Origin of the sequence: Pseudomonas sp. W2Aug9, assembly GCF_023127755.1 — a bacterium.
GTDB classification, from domain to species: Bacteria; Pseudomonadota; Gammaproteobacteria; order Pseudomonadales; family Pseudomonadaceae; genus Aquipseudomonas; species Aquipseudomonas synxantha_A.
On record NZ_SPKL01000035.1, the window covers coordinates 354,674 to 374,838 of the forward strand.

The 20,165-nt window shown below is 60.0% G+C and carries 19 protein-coding genes and 1 pseudogene; 9 read left to right on the forward strand and 11 right to left on the reverse strand.

The genetic code is table 11. The features are described from left to right. The first annotated feature begins 339 nt into the window (after window positions 1-339). Window positions 340-555, forward strand: coding sequence for a ribosome modulation factor (locus E3O56_RS22330; RefSeq protein ID WP_002553055.1), 216 nt, complete (start codon window positions 340-342; stop codon window positions 553-555). A 127-nt stretch (window positions 556-682) separates the two neighbouring features. Here E3O56_RS22330 and E3O56_RS22335 read toward each other — a convergent pair whose 3' ends face one another. From E3O56_RS22335 to E3O56_RS22355, 5 genes and pseudogenes are all read right to left on the reverse strand, one after another. Then, window positions 683-1,702, reverse strand: a complete 1,020-nt coding sequence (locus E3O56_RS22335; RefSeq protein ID WP_005790346.1) for a quinone-dependent dihydroorotate dehydrogenase — start codon at window positions 1,700-1,702, stop codon at window positions 683-685. Between the two features lie 80 nt (window positions 1,703-1,782). Then, complete coding sequence (locus tag E3O56_RS22340; protein ID WP_279309750.1) at window positions 1,783-2,244, reverse strand: transglycosylase SLT domain-containing protein; 462 nt, start codon at window positions 2,242-2,244, stop codon at window positions 1,783-1,785. Then, window positions 2,237-2,620 carry a winged helix-turn-helix domain-containing protein gene (locus tag E3O56_RS22345; RefSeq protein WP_032879928.1) on the reverse strand — a complete coding sequence of 128 codons (384 nt, stop codon included), beginning with the start codon at window positions 2,618-2,620 and terminating at the stop codon, window positions 2,237-2,239. Before E3O56_RS22345 ends, E3O56_RS22340 begins: the two co-directional genes overlap by 8 nt. A gap of 165 nt (window positions 2,621-2,785) precedes the next feature. Then, the gene (locus E3O56_RS22350) at window positions 2,786-3,001 is read right to left on the reverse strand and encodes a FliM/FliN family flagellar motor switch protein (RefSeq protein WP_005790352.1); all 216 of its coding nucleotides are present in this window, start codon (window positions 2,999-3,001) and stop codon (window positions 2,786-2,788) included. Window positions 3,002-3,154: 153 nt separating this feature from the next. Then, window positions 3,155-3,904, reverse strand: a pseudogene (locus E3O56_RS22355) (secretin N-terminal domain-containing protein); the annotation flags it as partial. A 270-nt stretch (window positions 3,905-4,174) separates the two neighbouring features. Between E3O56_RS22355 and E3O56_RS22360 the strand changes: the two are divergent. The 8 genes from E3O56_RS22360 (at window position 4,175) to cobA (ending at window position 15,450) form a co-directional block, all read left to right on the forward strand. Next, on the forward strand, window positions 4,175-5,374 hold the full coding sequence (locus E3O56_RS22360) for a CmpA/NrtA family ABC transporter substrate-binding protein (RefSeq protein WP_032879926.1): 1,200 nt from the start codon (window positions 4,175-4,177) through the stop codon (window positions 5,372-5,374). A 13-nt stretch (window positions 5,375-5,387) separates the two neighbouring features. After that, entirely contained in the window at window positions 5,388-5,963 is a 576-nt protein-coding gene (locus E3O56_RS22365) for an ANTAR domain-containing protein (RefSeq protein WP_005790358.1), read from the forward strand. Between the two features lie 145 nt (window positions 5,964-6,108). Further along, a complete protein-coding gene (locus E3O56_RS22370; RefSeq protein WP_248128995.1) occupies window positions 6,109-7,320 on the forward strand; it encodes a nitrate/nitrite transporter in 1,212 nt (403 codons plus the stop codon). Further along, complete coding sequence (locus tag E3O56_RS22375; RefSeq protein ID WP_228308836.1) at window positions 7,320-8,987, forward strand: bifunctional protein-serine/threonine kinase/phosphatase; 1,668 nt, start codon at window positions 7,320-7,322, stop codon at window positions 8,985-8,987. Before E3O56_RS22370 ends, E3O56_RS22375 begins: the two co-directional genes overlap by 1 nt. 233 nt (window positions 8,988-9,220) lie before the next feature. Then, window positions 9,221-11,674, forward strand: coding sequence for a nitrite reductase large subunit NirB (gene nirB / locus E3O56_RS22380; protein ID WP_032879922.1), 2,454 nt, complete (start codon window positions 9,221-9,223; stop codon window positions 11,672-11,674). Continuing rightward, a complete protein-coding gene (nirD, locus tag E3O56_RS22385; RefSeq protein ID WP_005790365.1) occupies window positions 11,671-11,988 on the forward strand; it encodes a nitrite reductase small subunit NirD in 318 nt (105 codons plus the stop codon). The genes nirB and nirD overlap by 4 nt, the downstream gene beginning before the upstream one ends. After that, window positions 11,988-14,696: a nitrate reductase gene (locus E3O56_RS22390; RefSeq protein WP_248128996.1), complete on the forward strand. Its 2,709-nt coding sequence runs from the start codon at window positions 11,988-11,990 to the stop codon at window positions 14,694-14,696. Before nirD ends, E3O56_RS22390 begins: the two co-directional genes overlap by 1 nt. Before the next feature lie 10 nt (window positions 14,697-14,706). Then, window positions 14,707-15,450 (forward strand): uroporphyrinogen-III C-methyltransferase, encoded by a 744-nt coding sequence (cobA, locus tag E3O56_RS22395; RefSeq protein ID WP_248128997.1) that lies wholly within the window; start codon window positions 14,707-14,709, stop codon window positions 15,448-15,450. A 60-nt stretch (window positions 15,451-15,510) separates the two neighbouring features. Here the strand turns inward: cobA and E3O56_RS22400 are convergent, their stop codons facing one another. The 6 genes from E3O56_RS22400 to rraA form a co-directional block, all read right to left on the reverse strand. Beyond that, window positions 15,511-16,491 carry an OmpA family protein gene (locus tag E3O56_RS22400; RefSeq protein WP_005790371.1) on the reverse strand — a complete coding sequence of 327 codons (981 nt, stop codon included), beginning with the start codon at window positions 16,489-16,491 and terminating at the stop codon, window positions 15,511-15,513. A gap of 107 nt (window positions 16,492-16,598) precedes the next feature. Continuing rightward, the gene (sigX, locus tag E3O56_RS22405) at window positions 16,599-17,189 is read right to left on the reverse strand and encodes an RNA polymerase sigma factor SigX (RefSeq protein ID WP_003193286.1); all 591 of its coding nucleotides are present in this window, start codon (window positions 17,187-17,189) and stop codon (window positions 16,599-16,601) included. 87 nt (window positions 17,190-17,276) lie between these two features. Continuing rightward, the gene (locus E3O56_RS22410) at window positions 17,277-18,101 is read right to left on the reverse strand and encodes a mechanosensitive ion channel domain-containing protein (protein ID WP_003193288.1); all 825 of its coding nucleotides are present in this window, start codon (window positions 18,099-18,101) and stop codon (window positions 17,277-17,279) included. A 2-nt stretch (window positions 18,102-18,103) separates the two neighbouring features. Then, on the reverse strand, window positions 18,104-18,349 hold the full coding sequence (locus E3O56_RS22415) for a hypothetical protein (protein ID WP_005790375.1): 246 nt from the start codon (window positions 18,347-18,349) through the stop codon (window positions 18,104-18,106). 86 nt (window positions 18,350-18,435) lie between these two features. Further along, on the reverse strand, window positions 18,436-19,431 hold the full coding sequence (locus E3O56_RS22420; protein ID WP_005790378.1) for a zinc transporter ZntB: 996 nt from the start codon (window positions 19,429-19,431) through the stop codon (window positions 18,436-18,438). Between the two features lie 15 nt (window positions 19,432-19,446). Further along, a complete protein-coding gene (rraA, locus tag E3O56_RS22425; protein WP_005790380.1) occupies window positions 19,447-19,938 on the reverse strand; it encodes a ribonuclease E activity regulator RraA in 492 nt (163 codons plus the stop codon). Between the last annotated feature and the right edge of the window lie 227 nt (window positions 19,939-20,165).

Below are 20,165 nucleotides of genomic sequence, written 5' to 3' on the forward strand. Positions count from 1 at the left end.
CGTCGAATAATAACCGACTGCAACAGGCGGGCATTCTCACTAAAGGATTAACCCGCTTCGCTGTGCAGGGCACATCATAGCTGGCTTTGCTGCATAAAAGGGGCGAAAAACCATCCCAGCTTATGGCTATAGCATCGTTATCGTTACGTGCTTATGACAAAACGATCATTGAATACATGTGACCTATTGGTTAGAACTCAACACAGGTTGGCGCCGTAACGACGCCGACACATCGGCTCGCCACGCCGGCAGCGAGCCCACCAACGGCAGAAAAACTCTGCCCGGCCTTGGACAAGGCCGAAGGATATCTAGACAGTCAACAAGTGAGGGAAACACCCTATGAGAAGACTTAAGCGTGATCCGTTGGAAAGAGCATTTTTACGCGGATATCAATATGGCGTTCATGGAAAATCCCGTGAGCTTTGCCCATTTACTCTACCGTCGGTACGCCAAGCCTGGATCAACGGCTGGCGAGAAGGACGCGGCGACAACTGGGACGGTATGACTGGCACTGCGGGCATCCACAGACTCAACGAACTTCACGCCGTCGGCTAATCAGGGGCATTTTATTCCGACACACATCTTTGAATGAGTAACGACTTAACCACGCGCGCCCCATCCGGGCGGCGGGCTTCGGCCCAGGGGCTCCTTTATGGAGCCCTTTTTATTGCCTGGCAGATTGTCAGCGCAGGGCAGCGATGGCATCCACCGACTCGCGAATCAACGCCGGCCCCTTATAGATAAAGCCGGAGTACAACTGCACCAGGCTGGCGCCAGCCGCGATCTTCTCGGCCGCGTGCTTGCCTTCGGTAATACCGCCCACCGCGATGATCGGCAAACGCCCGGCCAACTCGGCCGCCAGCACCTTGACGATATGGGTGCTCTTGTCCCGTACCGGCGCGCCCGACAGGCCGCCCGCCTCGTCGCCATGGGCCAGCCCCTCGACGCCCACGCGGCTGAGGGTGGTGTTGGTCGCAATCACTGCGTCCATGCCCGCATCCACCAGGGCCTGGGCCACCAGTACGGTTTCTTCATCGCTCATGTCCGGGGCGATCTTGATTGCCAGGGGTACGCGCTTGCCATGACGCACGGCCAAGTCTTCCTGACGCTGGCGCAAGGCTTCGAGCAGTTGTTTGAGGGAGTCACCGAATTGCAGGCTACGCAGGCCCGGGGTATTGGGCGAGCTGACGTTGACGGTGACGTAGCTGGCGTGGGCGTAAACCTTGTCCAGGCAGATCAGGTAATCGTCCACTGCACGCTCCACCGGCGTGTCAAAGTTCTTGCCGATATTGATCCCGAGGATGCCTGTGTATTTTGCCGCTTGAACCCGCGATAACAGGTGATCGACGCCGAGGTTGTTGAAACCCATGCGATTGATGATCGCCTCTGCGTCCGGCAGGCGGAAAATGCGTGGCTTGGGATTTCCCGGCTGTGGCCGTGGCGTCACGGTGCCGATTTCAACGAAGCCGAACCCCAACTGTGCAAACCCGTCGATGGCCGCGCCGTTTTTGTCCAGGCCGGCTGCCAGGCCGACCGGATTGGGAAAATCCAGGCCCATCACCGACACCGGCACTTTCGCCGCAGCCTTGCATACCAGGCCATTGAGCCCCAGGCGGCCACCGGCACCGATCAAGTCCAGGGACAGATCGTGGGAGGTTTCCGGGGAGAGTTTGAACAACAGCTGGCGGGCCAAGGTATACATGGGCGGGCTAGACTCGGATGGCGGCAAAAGGTGACGCGATTATAGCCGGGGTGGCGGGCCTCATGCGAGGCGTGCTGCGCTCATCGGCGCTGAGCAATCAACGCCTGATAACGCACCCAGATCCTTTCGGCGTAGCGCTGGCGCAACGCCTCACGCTGCGAGCCAGGGCCCGGTCCAACATTGTAGGAACCCACCGCCATCCAGTTGTAGCCGAAACGCTGAATAAACTCGGCCAGAATCGAGGCACCGACTTGCACCGACAAACAAGGTTCGCTCAACAACCGCTCCTCGGTAATGCCCTGTTTGAGCAAACGCGGCAGGTGGATGCTGTTGATCTGCATCAAGCCGATATCACGCGTGCCATTGCGGTTGGCGTAGTTGATCGCCTGCGCACGCGAACCCGATTCGACATCAGCGATAGCCTGCAACAGTTCCGGTTCGAGATCGTACCGGCTGGCCGCCTCGTCCCAGCAATAGGCCAGTACCTGGTGACTGCCCATCAGCCCACTGAGCAACAGTACCACGCTCCAAACCTTAAGCATTGCTGGCCTGGCCACACACAGAGCACACATGCACGACACCCCGTGGTGGTTCCCCCACCCGCACCGGGCACGTAAAGCGATACCCCTTGCCATAAATCGTCTTGATAAACCCTTTGTCGGCCCTCAAATGTTTGCGCAGGGAATAGATACAGCGTGTCAGTGACTCATCGGCCACCTCTCCCCGGGGCCAGGCCAGCTCCAGCAGGCGATCCTTGGTCATCAGCGTGCCACCGGAGGCCAGCAACAATCGGAGCACATGCCACTCCTTGGGCGGCAACTGAATATCCGCATCGCCGCCCGTCAACCGGCCATCGCCATGCAAGGTCCAGCGAGCGAAGACCAGGGAGGTCGTCGATTCATCAATCACGACGGCCATACGCACCTCTGCTTTTTACTACTGACATTCACATCCTTAGTTTCCGTATCGGCTCACCTGCCAATGTCACGACTATAAAAAACCGGCCTACGGCTCGCGCTAGGACAAAGCCCATTCGGGCGCCCTTTTTTGGAAACTTTCGGTCAGACAATTCTCCTGACGCACTTATTGGGGTAGCCATTCCTGATACGTCTCCTGCAACTCAACCCCCAGCCGATCCTCCAGTTGCACCAGCTCACCCAACGCCATCAGTTGCCCATTGACCCGTACCTCCACACATCGAGTCGCCCCTGGATCCAGAGGCAGCACCTTCCCCGGTGCGAACGCAGCCAAACGCTTGCGGCTGATCAATTGCTCCTGCAGCAGTATTTCCAGGTGCATGGACAAACGCCTTTTTCATGGGGAAAACTCACGATCGGTGCGCAGGAACGCACGCTGCACACGCTCATGTTGTGCTGTGCTCAATTGCGCAGGCGCGGGAGGTGGCGGTAATGGGTCAGGGCCTGACGAAACGTCATCCTGGACCGTGGCGTTATCCAGCTCCGCCACCAGTTTTTCGATAAGACTCACCTGGGCAGGCTGGCCCTTGATCAACAAACTGTTGGTATCCGAATAGGCCACCAACACCAGGCTACCGTCTGCCAATTGGCCTTTCTGCTCAGGGGATAGCCGGGCTTCGATCATGGCAGCCATACCCGGTACGCGGACCTTATTGGCACCCTCTCCTTGCTGGCGGTCCTGAACAGCTGCATTGATCACCTGGACAACGCCGAATGCCGTTGCGCCTTCGGGCTGCTTGCGGCGTGGCTGGTCCATCAGGCTGGCCAGCCGCAAGACATGATCGACATAGCTCGGTGGCCCGTAAACGTAGAACGTACGTGCCCCACTCTCACGCAACGGGTAGCGCGGCTCATCCAGCCCCGCACGCCGCATGATGCCGCGCAGCCGATTGACTGAGATATGCCGCAGCACCACCGCAGAACTACGCACCTCATCGGCGGTGTAGAGATGCACCACTTGCCCGCTGCGGTGCCAGATCAGGTCTTGCTGCTCAGCGAGGGTTTCCAGGACCCGTTGCGGCGCTGCAAAGTCGAAGGTTCCGCTGATGCGCCTGCGCGCCACCGCACGGCTGGTGACCACAGGCAGGCCCAATGGCCCCGACAGCGCGGTAAAGAAAGTATGCAAACTTTCATCCTGTGCCTGGTACGCCTGGCCCCAGGCTGCGCGGCTACCCAGCAACAGGGCGGCACACAGTAACCCGCAGTGCAGCCAGCGGCAGTTCATGGGGTTCGGGGAATCAGTGTGCACCGTGGGTATTCCTGGGCGATCTGGCCTGAAGAAGCGGCCATACTGCGAGGCGCAAGAGGTTCAATCATGATGGAAAGTTGACGGCAGACTGCACCACGCCCCCGTGGCATGTGCCTTGCTTCGCACTTTGTATCAGGCCCGCACCAAAGGCGGCGCGGGCCTACGGACAAAGGCGTCGTTACCCGGCAATGGCCTGTCACGCCAAGCCGGGAAACGACGCTTTTTTTTCAGAAAAGGCAGGTATTGATGAACGATCCGCTGGCTTGGGTAAACGGCAGCGATGCCCCGGAAAAGAGCAGCCTTGACCTGGGGTTCATGGCCCTGACCGATTGCGCGTCGCTGGTGGTCGCTGCCACCCAGGGCTTCGCCCAGCCCTACGGCCTCACACTGAACCTCAAGCGCCAATCATCCTGGGCCAACCTGCGGGACAAGCTGGTCAGTGGCGAGCTGGACGCCGCCCACGGTCTGTACGGGCTGATCTATGCCGTGCATCTGGGCATCGGCGGCGTTGCGCCTACCGACATGGCCGTACTGATGGGCCTCAACCAGAACGGTCAGAGCATCAACCTGTCCCACGGCCTGCAACACCAGGGAGTGGTCACTCCTGAAGCGCTGGAACGCCACGTGCACCAAAGCCGGACAAAACTGACCTTCGCCCAGACATTTCCCACGGGCACCCACGCCATGTGGTTGTATTACTGGCTGGCGAGCCAAGGCATTCATCCATTGCAGGATGTGAACAGCGTGGTGGTGCCGCCGCCGCAAATGGTGGCGCACCTGCAGGCCGGACGCATCGACGGTTTTTGTGTCGGCGAGCCTTGGAGTGCCAGTGCAGTGCAACATCATCAAGGCTTTACTCTGGCGACCACCCAGGCGATCTGGCCCAATCATCCGGAAAAGGTCCTGGGCTGCACCCAGGCGTTCGTCGACGCGTTTCCCAATACCGCCCGCCTATTGGTCATGGCGATCCTCGAGGCCAGCCGGTTTATCGAACAGAGCATTGAAAACCGCCGTTCCACCGCGCAGTTGCTCAGCGCTCGCGACTACCTCGACGCCCCGTTGGACTGCATCGAGCCGCGTCTGCTGGGTCATTACGAGGACGGCTTGGGTAACCAGTGGCAGGATCCCCATGCTTTGCGCTTTTTCGCCGGTGGCGAGGTGAATTTGCCCTACCTCAGCGACGGCATGTGGTTCATGACCCAGTTCCGGCGTTGGGGCTTGTTGCGTGAAGACCCTGACTACCTCGGCGTCGCCTGCCAGGTCCAGCAATTGGCACTGTATCGCCAGGCCGCCGATGCGCTGGGCCTCAGCGTTGGCGACGCGCCGATGCGCAGCAGTCAATTGATCGACGGCAAAATCTGGGACGGCTCCGACCCCGCCGGTTACGCCCGCAGCTTCCGCCTCAATGCCCTGGGCGATGACAACCACCGTCAAGCGCTGCGCTGACAGGAGCTCAATGATGCTACGAATCCTGTTGATCAATGACACCCCACGCAAGGTCGGGCGCCTCAAGGCCGCCCTGACCGAAGCCGGCTTCGAGGTGATCGATGAATCCGGCCTGACCATCGACCTGCCCGCACGCGTCGAAACAGTGCGCCCGGACGTGATCCTGATCGATACCGAGTCACCCGGCCGCGATGTGATGGAGCAAGTGGTGTTGGTCAGCCGCGACCAGCCCCGGCCTATCGTGATGTTTACCGATGAGCATGACCCGAATGTGATGCGCCAGGCAATCAAGTCCGGCGTCAGTGCCTATATCGTCGAAGGCATTCAGGCCCAACGCCTGCAACCGATCCTTGATGTGGCCATGGCCCGCTTCGAGAGTGACCAGGCCCTGCGCGCGCAGTTGCAGGCCCGCGACCTGCAATTGGCCGAACGTAAACGCATCGAGTTGGCCAAGGGCCTGCTGATGAAAATGAAGAGCTGTAATGAAGAAGAGGCGTACACCCTGATGCGCCGTCAGGCCATGAGTCGCCAGCAGAAACTGATCCAGGTGGCAGAGCAGATTATTGCCATGAGCGAGTTGCTCGGCTGATCTGGCTCAGCTCTTGCTAAAGAATCCTCACAGGTAACCAACGGCGGTTGCCCCTCCACGACAAAGACGTCGCCCACCCGGTTTGCCCTCGCGAACCCGGTGGCGGCGTTTTTTCGTTTCAGACCCCCAACCGTTGAGGTGCGTGATGAAATCAAGCTTCTGGAAATCCGGGCATACCCCGACCCTGTTTGCCGCGTTCCTGTATTTCGACCTGAGTTTCATGGTCTGGTACCTGTTGGGCCCGCTGGCGGTGCAAATTGCCGCCGACCTGCACCTGACCACCCAGCAGCGCGGCCTGGTGGTGGCCACGCCGATCCTGGCGGGCGCGGTCCTGCGTTTTCTGATGGGCATGTTGGCCGACAAGCTGTCACCCAAGACCGCTGGGCTGATAGGCCAAGTGATTGTGATCGTGGCGCTGTTCTGCGCCTGGAAGCTGGGGATCCACAGTTACGAGCAAGCCTTGCTGCTGGGCGTGTTTCTGGGCATGGCCGGTGCCTCCTTTGCCGTGGCTCTGCCCCTGGCATCGCAGTGGTATCCCGCAGAGCACCAGGGCAAGGCCATGGGCATCGCCGGTGCCGGTAATTCCGGCACCGTATTTGCCGCCTTGCTGGCACCGGTGCTGGCGGCTGCGTTCGGCTGGAGCAATGTGTTCGGCTTTGCGCTGATTCCGCTGGTCCTTACCCTGATCGTATTCGCCTGGCTCGCACGCAACGCGCCACAACGTCCGAAAGCCAAGTCCATGGCCGACTACTTCAAGGCCCTGGGCGACCGCGACAGCTGGTGGTTCATGTTCTTCTACAGCGTGACCTTTGGTGGCTTCATCGGCCTGGCCAGCGCCCTGCCCGGCTACTTCAACGACCAATACGGCCTGAGCCCGGTGACCGCCGGTTACTACACCGCGGCCTGCGTGTTCGGTGGCAGCCTGATGCGCCCGCTGGGCGGCGCCCTGGCCGACCGTTTTGGCGGGATCAAGACCCTGCTCGGCATGTACAGCGTGGCGGTGATCTGTATTGCCGCAGTGGGTTTCAACCTGCCCAGCTCCTACGCGGCGCTGGCGCTTTTCGTCTGCACCATGCTCGGCCTGGGTGCCGGAAATGGCGCGGTATTCCAATTGGTGCCGCAGCGTTTTCGCAATGAGATCGGCGTAATGACCGGCTTGATCGGCATGGCCGGTGGCATCGGCGGCTTCGCCCTCGCCGCCGGCATGGGCGCGATCAAACAGAGCACCGGCAGTTACCAGTTGGCGCTGTGGTTGTTCGCCAGCCTCGGAGTGCTGGCCTGGTTTGGCCTGCATGGCGTCAAGCGCCGCTGGAGAACCACCTGGGGCTCGGCTGCGGTCACCGCTGCCCGCGTCTGATGAGCCTTCGACTGAGCGTCGCCCAGGCCAGCGCCATTGGCCCACGCAGTGAAAACCAGGATGCGCTGCGGGTGGTCACACCGATGGCGGAACTGGCGGCGAGCAAAGGCTACCTGTGCGCATTGGCCGATGGCGTCAGCCAATGCGCCGACGGTGGCCTGGCCGCGCGCTCGACCTTGCAGGCGCTGGCGCTGGACTACTACGCCACGCCGCAGACCTGGGGGGTGGCCCAGGCGCTCGAACGTCTGTTGGTCGCGCAAAATCGCTGGCTGCAAGCCAACGGTGGTGGGCAACCGTTGCTCACCACCCTCAGCGCCCTGGTGTTTCGCGGCCAACGCTTCACGCTGGCCCATGTCGGTGATTGCCGTGCATATCGCTGGTTCGACGGCGAGTTGCAACGCCTCAGCGAAGACCATGTGTGGGAACAGCCGGGTATGCAGCACGTACTCAAACGCGCCCTTGGCCTGGATCAGCACCTGGTGCTGGACTTCCTCGACGGCCAATTGCGCGAGGGCGAATGTTTCCTCTTGCTCAGCGACGGGGTGTGGGCGACGTTGGGCGATCACAGCATCGGCGCGATTCTGCGTGAGCAAGACGACCTCGACCTGGCCGTCAGCACCCTGGTCAGCGCCGCCCACCTGGCCGGCAGCCAAGACAACGCCAGCGCCTTGCTGGTGCGCATCGACCAACTCGGCGCCGCCACCCTCGGCGACGCCTTGGTGCAGTTGCAGCAATGGCCAACGCCGCCGCCGCTGAAGGTTGGGCAGATCTTTGAAGGCTGGGAGGTGCAAAGCGTGCTCGCGCAGAGTCGGCAATCGTTGCTGTACCGCGTGCACGATGCGCAGCGGCAACCCTGGCTGCTCAAGACCTTGCCCTTGCGCCACGATGACACCGACGCCGCCCAAGCCTTGTTATCGGAGGAATGGTTTCTGCGCCGCGTCGCTGGCCGTGCCTTTCCGGAGGTGCATACCGCCAGTGGTCGTCAGCATTTGTACTACGTGATGCGCGAATACCCCGGGCAGACCCTCGCCCAGCTGTTTCAACAACAAGGCCCGCTGCCGCTGGCGCAATGGCAGTCAATCGCCGAACGCTTGCTGCGAGCCGTGGGCCTGCTGCATCGCCGACAGATTCTGCACCGCGACATCAAGCCGGAAAACCTGCTGCTGGGCGATGACGGGGAACTGCGGGTGCTGGACTTTGGCCTGGCCTACTGCCCTGGCCTTTCTGAAGACCGTGCCCACTTACTGCCCGGCACCCCGAGTTTTATCGCGCCCGAAGCTTTCGCAGGCGAGCATCCTACTGCGCAACAGGATTTGTATAGTGTCGGTGTGACCTTGTATTACCTGCTGACTGGGCATTACCCCTACGGCGAAATCGAAGCCTTCCAACGCCCGCGTTTCAACCAGCCTGTCAGCGCCAGCCGCTATCGCCCCGACCTGCCGGATTGGTTGCCCCACAGCCTGGAGCGCGCCGTGGCCGCCCTGCCCGCACAGCGCTATGAAACTGCCGAAGAATGGCTGCTGGTACTGGAACAGGCCGACCGCCGCGAACTGAGCGTACGGCCACGGCCGCTGCTGGAGCGCGAGCCGCTGAAGGTCTGGCAAACCCTGGCAGTGGCCTCACTGTTGATCAATCTGGTGCTGCTGTACTGGCTGCTGCACCACTAACGAGCAAAATCCACCTCTCTCCTGTTTAAACGCCCAATAAAACTGGGGGTATGCAACTTGGCACAGCTGCTGCATTAGGTCTTCCAACAACCCACATATAGCCGCCCCTTCAACGTCGAAGGGTCGAGCTTCCCGAGAGAACGGGACCAGGACAAAGGCGTCCTCGCTAGCTGACTAGCGGGGACGCCTTTTTTTGTTTGCGCATGATTTGTCGAGCCATTGCGGAGAACGACATGAAAAAACTCAAACTGGTGATGATCGGCAACGGCATGGCCGGGGTTCGCACCCTTGAAGAATTGCTCAAGCTGAGCAGCGAGCTGTACGACATCACCGTATTCGGCGCCGAGCCCCACACCAACTACAACCGCATCCTGCTGTCGCCGGTGCTGGCCGGTGAGCAAACCTTCGAAGAGATCGTGCTCAACGACCTCGACTGGTACCTGGATAACAACGTCAAGCTACTGCTCAACCGCAAGGTGGTGCAGATCGACCGGGTCAAGCGCAAAGTCATCGCCGAAGACGGCACCGAGGCCGAGTACGATCGCCTGCTGATCGCCACCGGTTCTACGCCGTTTATCCTGCCGATTCCCGGCAACACCTTGCAGGGCGTGATTGGCTACCGCGACATTGCCGATACCCAGGCGATGATCGACACCGCCAAGACCCACAAGCACGCGGTGGTGATCGGTGGTGGCCTGCTCGGCCTGGAAGCGGCCAACGGCCTGATGCTGCGCGGTATGCACGTGACGGTGGTGCATCTCGGTGAATGGCTGCTGGAACGCCAACTGGACAAGACCAGCGGCCAGTTGCTGCAAACCGAACTGGAAAGCCGTGGCCTGGTGTTTCGCCTGTGCGAGCAAACCCAGGCCTTGCATGATGCCGGTAATGGTCGCGTCGGCTCGGTGCAATTCAAAAATGGCGACATCATCCCCGCCGACCTGGTGGTGATGGCCGCCGGTATCCGCCCCAACACCGAACTGGCGGAGAAGTCCGGCATCCCCTGCAACCGTGGGATCCTGGTCAACGACACGATGCAAACCTACGACCCGCGCATCTACGCGATCGGCGAATGCGCCAGCCATCGCGGGATCGCCTATGGCCTGGTGGCGCCGCTGTTCGAACAGGCCAAGGTCTGCGCCAACCACTTGGCCCAACTGGGCTTTGCCACTTACAAAGGCTCGGTGACCTCGACCAAGCTGAAGGTGACCGGCATCGACCTCTTTTCTGCCGGCGACTTCATGGGCGGTGAAGGCACCGAGACCATCACCCTCTCCGACCCGATCGGCGGCGTATACAAGAAGCTGGTAATCAAGGACGACATCCTGGTCGGTGCGTGCCTGTACGGCGATACCGCGGATGGTGGTTGGTACTTCCGCCAGATCCGTGAGAACCATGCAATTGGCGAGATCCGCGATCACCTGATGTTCGGTGAGAACGCCTTGGGCGATGTGGGCCATCAAGGCCAGGACAAAGCCATGAGCATGGCCGACAGCGCCGAAGTCTGCGGCTGCAACGGCGTGTGCAAAGGCACCATAGTCAAGGCAATCCAGGAACAAGGGCTGTTCAGCGTCGATGAGGTGAAAAAACACACCAAGGCCGCCAGCTCCTGCGGTTCCTGTGCCGGGCTGGTTGAGCAGATCCTGATCAACACCGTGGGCGGCGCGGCTGACGTCAAACCCAAAAGCGAAAAGGCCATCTGTGGGTGCAGCGACCTTAATCACGGGCAGATCCGTCAGGCTATCCGCGAGCAGCACTTGCTGACTATCGACAGCACCATGCGCTACCTGAACTGGCGTACCCCCAATGGCTGCGCCACCTGCCGCCCCGCGCTCAACTATTACCTGATTTCGACTTGGCCGGGCGAGGCCAAGGACGACCCGCAATCACGACTGATCAACGAACGGGCCCACGCCAATATTCAGAAAGACGGCACCTACTCTGTAGTCCCACGGATGTGGGGCGGCGTGACCAATCCTTCGGAGCTGCGCCGCATCGCCGATGTGGCCGACAAGTACAACGTGCCGATGGTGAAAGTCACCGGCGGCCAGCGCATCGACTTGCTCGGCATCAAGAAGCAGGACTTGCCAGGGGTGTGGAAGGACCTGGACATGCCGTCCGGCCATGCCTACGGCAAATCCATCCGCACCGTGAAAACCTGCGTGGGCAGCGAGTTCTGCCGTTTCGGCACGCAGAATTCCACCCAACTGGGCATCGAACTGGAGCATGACCTGTTCAATATGTGGTCACCGCACAAGGTCAAGCTGGCGGTGTCCGGTTGCCCACGCAACTGTTCGGAAGCGGGCATCAAGGACGTGGGAATTATCGGTGTCGACTCCGGTTGGGAGATGTATATCGGTGGCAACGGCGGCATCAAGACCGAAGTCGCGGAGTTTTTCGTCAAGCTCAAGACCGCCGATGAAGTGCGCGAATACAACGGCGCATTTCTGCAGCTGTACCGCGAAGAAGCGTTCTACCTGGAACGCACGGTGCACTACCTGCAACGGGTGGGCATGGAGCACATCAAGAAGGCCGTTCTGGAAGACCCGGCCCGCCGCCAGGCGCTCAATGAGCGTTTGCAGTTCTCGCTGTCATTCGAACAGGACCCGTGGAAGGAACGCCTGGAACAGCCGCTGCTGAAAAAGGAGTTCGACGTTATCCCGGTCAAACAACTGGAGGTGTCGCTATGAACTGGCTGGATATCTGCGCCCTTGATGAAATCAATACCCTGGGCTCGCGCATCATCAGTGGGCCCAAAGGCGACATCGCGATTTTTCGTACCAGTGACGACGAAGTCTTCGCCCTTGACGACCGTTGCCCGCACAAGGGCGGCCCGCTCTCCCAAGGCTTAATCTATGGCAAGCGCGTCGCCTGCCCGCTGCACAACTGGCAGATTGACCTGGCGTCCGGCGAAGCCCAGGCGCCGGATATCGGCTGCGCCCACCATCATCAGGCCCGGGTAGAAAACGGCCGGGTGATGCTGGCCCTGCGGGACGCGGGTTGATGAACCGCCAGACCACCGCGTCCACCTGCTGTTATTGCGGCGTGGGCTGCGGCGTGCTGATCGAGCATGACGGCGAGCAGATCCTGGGGGTACAAGGCGATCCGAGCCATCCGGCCAACTTCGGCAAATTGTGCAGCAAAGGCGCCAGCCTGCACCTGACCGGCGACGTGAGCGCACGCGCCCTGTATCCGGAGTTGCGCCTGGGCAAAGGTTTGGCCCGTACCCGTACCGACTGGGACACCGCCCTGGATCACGCCGCCAACGTGTTCGCCGAGACCATCGCCGAGCACGGCCCGGACAGCGTGGCGTTCTATATCTCGGGGCAACTATTGACCGAGGATTACTACAGCTTCAACAAGCTGGCCCGGGCGTTGGTAGGCACCAACAATATCGACAGCAATTCTCGGCTGTGCATGTCATCGGCGGTGGTCGGCTACAAACGCAGCCTGGGCGCCGATGCGCCGCCATGCAGTTATGAAGACCTGGAAAACAGCGACTGCGTGATGATCGTCGGCAGCAATATGGCCTACGCCCACCCGGTATTGTTCCGACGCCTGGAGCAGGCCAAGGCGCAGCGCCCGCAGATGAAAGTGCTGGTGATTGATCCTCGGCGTACAGACACCTGCGATTTGGCTGACCTGCACCTGGCAATCTTGCCGGGGACGGACGTGGCGTTGTTTCACGGGATTTTGCATTTGCTGCTGTGGGAAGACTGGATTGATCGTGCGTTCATCCAGGCCCACACCGATGGCCTGGCCGAGCTCAAACGCCTGGTGCATGACTACACGCCGCAGATGGTCACGCAGTTGTGCGGGATCAGCGTCGAACAACTGCGCCTATGTGCGCAGTGGGTCGGCACATCCAGCAGCTTCTTGTCGCTATGGTGCATGGGCCTCAACCAATCCACTGCCGGCAGCGCAAAAAACAGCGCGTTGATCAACCTGCACTTGGCCACGGGCACCATTGGCAGGCCGGGGTGCGGGCCGTTTTCCCTGACCGGTCAACCGAATGCCATGGGCGGTCGCGAAACCGGCAGCCTGTCCAACCTGCTGCCGGGCCACCGCGAGGCGTCCAACCCGGCACATCGCGCTGAAGTGGCCACCTATTGGGGTGTGGAGCAACTGCCTGCACCCGATGGCCTTACCGCGATCGAACTGTTTGAACAGATGCAGGCAGGCAAGATCAAGGCCCTGTGGATCGCCTGCACCAACCCTGCACAATCCTTGCCCGACCAGAACGCCGTGCGTGCGGCCTTGGCGGCGTGCCCGTTCGTGGTGTTGCAGGAGGCTTTTCGCACCACCGAAACCGCCACTTATGCCGACCTGCTGTTGCCTGCCGCCAGTTGGGGCGAAAAAGACGGCACGGTCACCAACTCCGAGCGGCGTATTTCCCACGTACGCCGCGCCATCAGCCCACCGGGAGAGGCGCGGGCGGACTGGGCAATTACCGTAGATTTCGCACAGCGCCTGGAGCGTCGCCTACGGCCAGGGTTGCCCAGCCTGTTCGCCTTTGCACAGCCGGCGCAGCTGTTTGACGAGTTCAAGGGGCTCACTCAAGGGCGTGACCTCGACTTGTCCGGTATCAGCCATGGCCTGCTCGACCAACTCGGCCCGCAGCAATGGCCGTTTCCCACAGGCGCACAGACAGGCACAGCGCGCCTTTATAGCGATGGCATCTTCCCCACCGACAATGGCCGGGCGCGGTTTGTGGCCGACCCTTACCGCGCGGCCAAGGAACAACGGGACGCGCGCTTCCCCCTGACCTTGATCACCGGCCGTCTGCGTGACCAGTGGCACGGTATGAGCCGCACCGGCACGGCCGCACAGTTGTTCGGGCATGTCAGTCAAGCGCTGTTGAGCCTGCACCCGGACGAGCTTCGCCGCCACCGCTTCCAGGAAGGTGACCTGGTCAGCCTGAAAAGCCGTCGCGGCAGCGTGATCGTCGCCGTCAGCAGCGATGACAGCGTACGGCCCGGCCAGGCATTTCTGCCGATGCATTGGGGCGACCGCTTTCTCAAGGGCGGCGTCAATGTGATCACCCAACCGGCGTTTGACCCACTGTCCAAACAGCCTGAACTCAAGCACAGCGGGGTGCGTCTGGAAGCCGTGCAACTGCCGTGGCAGCTGTTCGCGTTGATCGAGGGCAATGTGCAGCAGCATTTCGAAGCGCTGCGCCCGCTGTGTGAGGAATTTGCCTACGTCAGCCTTAGCCTGGCCGGCCGTGAACGCCCTGCGTTGCTGGTACGGGCAGCCCATACCGAGGCGCCGGACCTGCATTTGTTGACTCGAATTGACCACTTGCTGGGCCTGAACGACGGTCCGGTCATGGCCTACGACGACCCGCGCCGCTCGATCGGCAAGCGCGTGAAAATCGAAAAAGGCCGTATCACCGCCCTGCGCCTGGCCGGCGAAACCCTGGCCCGCCACTGGTTGCAAAGCCTGTGGCTGGAAGGCCGCGCCGACGAGCAACTGCGACGCTGGCTGTTGGCACCTTTAAGCGCGCCACCCGGTGCCGCAACGGCCAGCAACAAGATTGTGTGCAACTGCAAGAACGTCAGCGAAAACGCCGTGTGTGCGGGCGTTGGACGTGGCCTGGACCTGGATGGACTTAAACGGGAACTGGGTTGCGGCACCCAATGCGGCTCCTGCGTGCCGGAAATCAAACGTCTTTTGGCCAGCAAACCGCAGCCAATCGCCATCAGTGTGTAAGGGGAACAACATGAGCGCAAAAGTGTGGCTGGTAGGCGCGGGGCCCGGTGATCCGGAGTTATTGACCCTCAAGGCAGTCAGAGCCCTGCATGAAGCGGACGTGGTGCTGATTGATGACCTGGTCAACCCGGCCGTGCTCGAACACTGCGGCGATGCACGCGTGATTACCGTCGGTAAACGCGGTGGCTGCCGCTCCACCCCTCAGGTTTTTATCCATCGCCTGATGCTGCGTTATGCCCGCCAGGGCAAATGCGTGGTGCGGCTCAAGGGCGGCGACCCGTGCATTTTTGGTCGCGGTGGCGAAGAGGCGCTGTGGCTGCGCGAACGTGGCATTGAGGTGGAGTTGGTCAACGGCATCACGTCGGGGTTAGCCGGGGCGACGAGCTGCGATATTCCCCTGACGTTACGCGGTGTGAGCCGTGGGGTGACGCTGGTCACTGCTCATACTCAGGACGACAGCGCGTTGAACTGGCGCGCACTGGCGGAAAGTGGAACCACACTGGTGGTGTACATGGGCGTGGCGAAGCTGGAGGAGATTCGTCAGCAGTTGCTCGAAGGCGGCATGGCCCCGGACATGCCCGTGGCGATGATCGAAAATGCTTCGCTGCCCCAGCAGCGCGAATGCCGCAGTGATCTGGCGCGGATGCATGAGGATGCGCAAGCGTTCGCCCTGAAAAGCCCGGCTATCCTGGTGATTGGTAGCGTTGCTGGTGCTGCGCAGGCGGCTTGCCTGGCGACGGCGGCCAGTGCCTGAGGCAAATTCCAGGCGAAAAAAACCCGGCCTAAGCCGGGTTTTTTTGTAAAGCCAGGCTAATTACTTAGCGGTGGCTTCAACAGCTGCTTCTACGCGACGGTTAACAGCGCGGCCAGCTTCAGTTGCGTTGTCAGCAACTGGGCGGGACTCACCGTAACCAACGGAAGTGATGCGGCTAGGAGCTACGCCATCTTTAACCAGGACTTGCTTAACAGCGTCAGCACGACGCTGGGACAGCTTCTGGTTGTAAGCGTCTGGACCGACGGAGTCAGTGTGACCAGCAACTTCTACGTTGGTGTCTGGGTACTGAGCCATGAAGTCGGCCAGGTTTTTCACGTCGCCGTAGCTGTTAGGCTTAACAACCGACTTGTCGAAGTCGAACTTAACGTCCAGCTCAACACGAACAACCTGAGCAACCGGAGCTTCTGGCTCTGGAACTGGCTCTGGAGCTGGTGCTGGGGTAGGAGCTGGAGCAGCTGCGCCAGCGTTACCGCCGAAGTTCACGCCCAGGCCAACCAGTGCGGAGTAGTCCCACTTGCCGTTGTCCAGACCGTAGTCAGCTTCAACACCAGCACGAGCGTACAGGTTGTTGGTGAAGTAGTACTTCACGCCAGTACCGATGGTGGCGAAAGTGGTCTGGTCGCGACCGCTGTGGCCGTCAGCCTTGACGTTGGTACGGCTCTGGTGGCCGAAACCGCCTTCAACGTATGGACGCAGGCTATCAACGCCAGCCTGACCGAAGTGGTACTGAGCAACGAGGCTGCCAGTGTCACCTTTGATCTTCTGGTTGCCAGTGCCGTCGTTCGAACGGGTGTGGTTGGTCTTGTCGTACGACAGATTCAACGACAGATCGTCGGTCAGGAAGTAACCAATGCGAGCGCCTGGGTTGAAGCCGTCTTCGATGTGCTTAACGCTATCGTTGTACTGCTTCTTGTAGAACAGCTCGCCTTCAACTGCGCCTTGGCCTTGTGCCAGAACGCCGAAAGAAGTAGCGGCAATAAGAGAACCAATGGCCAAGCCCAAGGTGTTTTTCAGTTTCATCCGTTAAATCCCCATCTGGTGATTGTAAAGCAGTCCCACAAACCGGGGGACAACTCGGCGACAAGTCTAACAGAACTTGCCTACACGTAAGAGATATTTGCTACGCACTAAGTTTCAGTCTCGCCCGCAAATTTCTCACGTAATTTATCAAGAGCACGTTTGTACCGCATTTTTGTAGCACTCAAGCCCATATGCATGATGTCAGCGATTTCCTGGAATTCCAGCTCTGCGACAAAGCGAAGCACCAGAATTTCCCGGTCAATCGGGTTCACATGCACCAACCAGCGATCAAGTCCGCCCTTCTCCTCGGGTGCCGGCGCCTTTTCTTCAGACGCCTCCTCAAGGGGGTCCAGACTCAAAGCGTCCATCAAGCGACGCTTTCGCCGTTCCTTCCGATACTGCGTGATGCACTCGTTGTACGTGATGCTGTACAGCCAGGTCTTGAACTTCGATTTGCCCTCGAAGTTCTTCAGGCCATATAGCACCTTGAGCATCACTTCCTGACAGACATCGTCCGCGTCTCTATCGTTCCCCAAATACCTTGAACAAACGTTGAACAGAGTGCGTTGATACCTGCGCATCAATTCTTCGTACGCGCGTGTTACGTGAAACAGCTCCGTGTGCGAGCGCGCGACCAACTCCTCATCAGAGAGCTCACGGGGGTCATAGCGCGTGGACAGCGTTTGGGCTTTATTCAAAACAAGTCGTGCCGGCAGTCAGGTCAATGTCCGTTGCAACCCGGTCACCCGGGTTTGCGGCGGCGTACATTAGCAGGGTTTGCCGGATTAGCGGCTACTGACCTGCTGCTCCAGGAGAATCCGGTTGGACAGCGAAACCAGTTCTCCGTCATCGGTCAGCACTGTCGTCTTGACCGTGCCGATCTCCTCGATCTGCCCTTCAACCTCGCCCACACGCACTTGTTGCCCAACCTGATATAGCTCACGCACATAGATTCCCGCAAGAATCTGACCGGCAATTTCCCGGCTTCCCAAACCCATGGCCAGTGCAACGGCCAGACCAACGGTAATCAAAACAATCACAATAACGTGGTTCAGCAGGTCAGTCTTGACTTCCAACTGGCTGATCGCGACGGAAATACTGATGATGATCACCAGCCCCTGTGCGATTCGCCCCAAGCCTGCCGCGTAGTCCAACCCCACGCCTTCAGCGGCCCCGCGCACCAGCCCATTGGCCAATTGCGCGAGTAAAACACCTACCAGCAACACCAGCGCGCCGCCGAAAACTTTCGGCAAATACAGTGCCAGCATGTCGAGCGTAGCTGAAACTCGCTCAAGTCCAAGGGATTGCGCTGCAGAAACCAGAAAAATAAGTAGAACAAACCAGTAGACGATCTTGCCGATCAAGGTAGAAATCGGCACCTGCAGCCCGGCGCGACCCAGCAATTTGGTCAAACCGGTGCCGGCCATCAGGCGATCCAGCCCGAGTTTGGCGAGCAGCTTGGACAACAGGGTGTCGAGCAACTTGGCCACGACAAAGCCCAGCAACACCAGGACCAGGGCACCAAACAGGTTGGGAATGAAATTCGCAACCTTGGTCCACAATGCGGTCATCGCGGTGACCAGGCTCTGGGTCCAGAGATCAAGTTCCATATTCAATCAGCCTTATCAGCAGTGCGAGCAAGAGGTTTACGGCGGGAAACCGGTGACACATGGGCCGAACCGTTGTTCAGGGCCATCATCAATGCCGGCAACCAACGCCCGAGCAGCCCGAACAGATCACCCGCACCGACCTGACGGTTGGCGGTTTTCAATACGCGACCCAGGCAAGCATCGTCATCACGGTTGGATGGCGAAGCATTGAGCATGTCACGCAAAGACTGTTCGAACGGATCGTGCATAGAGACCTCTCGCAAGTGAATTAAAAGACGAGGGTAAAATTCATCGGGTCACATCGACCCTTTCCTACGTTCAGGTCATATTCAGCTCAAACCCATCGTAATCGTCGAAATAGCCACCATTGTCCCAGGGCCACCGAGACCATCAACAGGCACGCAATCATGAATCCGTAGGGGCTCTCGGAGAACGGAATGCCACCCACATTTATACCGAGCAAACCGGTGAGAAAACTCATCGGCAAGAAGATCCCGGTGATGATCCCGAAGCGATACATGGTGCGGTTCATGCGCAGGCTCAAGCGCCGGTCTTCGGCCTCAAGTACAAGCCCCACGCGCTCTCTGGCCAGTTCCAGCTCTTCCAGGTAACGGGTCAGACTGTTGTGCAACTCGTTCCAATAGTCAGCATCGTCATCGCAGAACCATGCCAATTTTATTCGCGTCAGCTGGGCAAAAATATCCCGCTGTGGTGCCAAAAACCGCTTGAGCCCGGCCGCGCGCCGACGGATCTGCAAAACGCTGCCGTGCTCTGGGGTATACCGTTCGTCGGCATCGAGTTTTTCTTCCTCGGAATCGACGATTTCAGACAACCCTGTAACCAGATCCTGCACTTTGTTGGTCAGGTACTGAGCCATATAAAGGATGAGTTCAGACGCCGTTTTAGGGCCTTTGCCGTCCGCCAGTTGCACCAATAGCTCATCGGTGGCGCGCAACGGGCGCAAACGCAGGGAGATCACACGATTGGCGGCGGCGAAGATACGCACCGAAACCATGTCCTCCGGCTCTGCCCCGGGGTTGAGATTGATCCCGCGCAGAAACAACAGCAATTCGGCGTCGGGCAACGGCAACAACCGTGGGCGGGTGTTCTCCTCCAGCAGCAGGTCGCAGGCAAATTCGCTCAGGCCGCTGGATTTGCGCAGCCAGGTCTGGGTCTGGGGATGGCTGCGATCCCAATGCAGCCACAGGCTTTCCTGGGGTTGCAACTGCAGATCGTCGAGCTCAGTCCGGGCAATCGAACGCGCACCGCCTTTACCATCCAGCACCAGGGCATGTACCAGCCCCCATTGCGCGTTCTCTTCCTCGAACATCCAGACTCCTTGGGTTTATTCAGGCATTTTCAGCGGGCTGGGCGACACGATCACGCCGTTATTGTCGGCGTAGATGTACTCACCCGGACGGAACGTCACACCCGCGAACGTCACAACGACGTTCAGGTCACCGAGGCCACGCTTGTCGGTTTTCATCGGGTGGGAGGCCAGTGCCTGCACACCCAGGTCGGTCTGGGCGAGAACATCCACATCCCGGACGCAACCATAGATCACCAGCCCTTCCCAGCCATTTTTCGCAGCTTTATCGGCAATCAGATCGCCCAGCAACGCGCGGCGCAGTGAGCCTCCGCCGTCAACGACCATCACTTTGCCAGCGCCCGGCTGGTCAGCCTGTTCCTTTACCAGGGAATTATCTTCGAAGCATTTGATGGTGACGATCTCACCCCCAAAAGAATCTCGGCCACCGAAGTTGCTGAACATCGGCTCCACTACCTGCACCAGTTCCGGGTAGGCGTCACACAGGTCGGGGGTCACGTAATGGTTCATCGAGAAGCTCCTGTCGTCAAAGAAGAGATCGAACATCCACGGTGTACATCAGAAAAACGCGCCGCGACAGGCATTCTTTAAGTGCCTGCCAGTGGTGAGCCGCCATGATCGGACCCGCATCAGCGCAACGCAATACACGTTGCGCGACTGAATATGACCAGAAGCGCCCAGCGCGTCATATCTTAGCCGCAACCACTCAAGAGTGAAACGCCCTTGGTAGAGCGTTT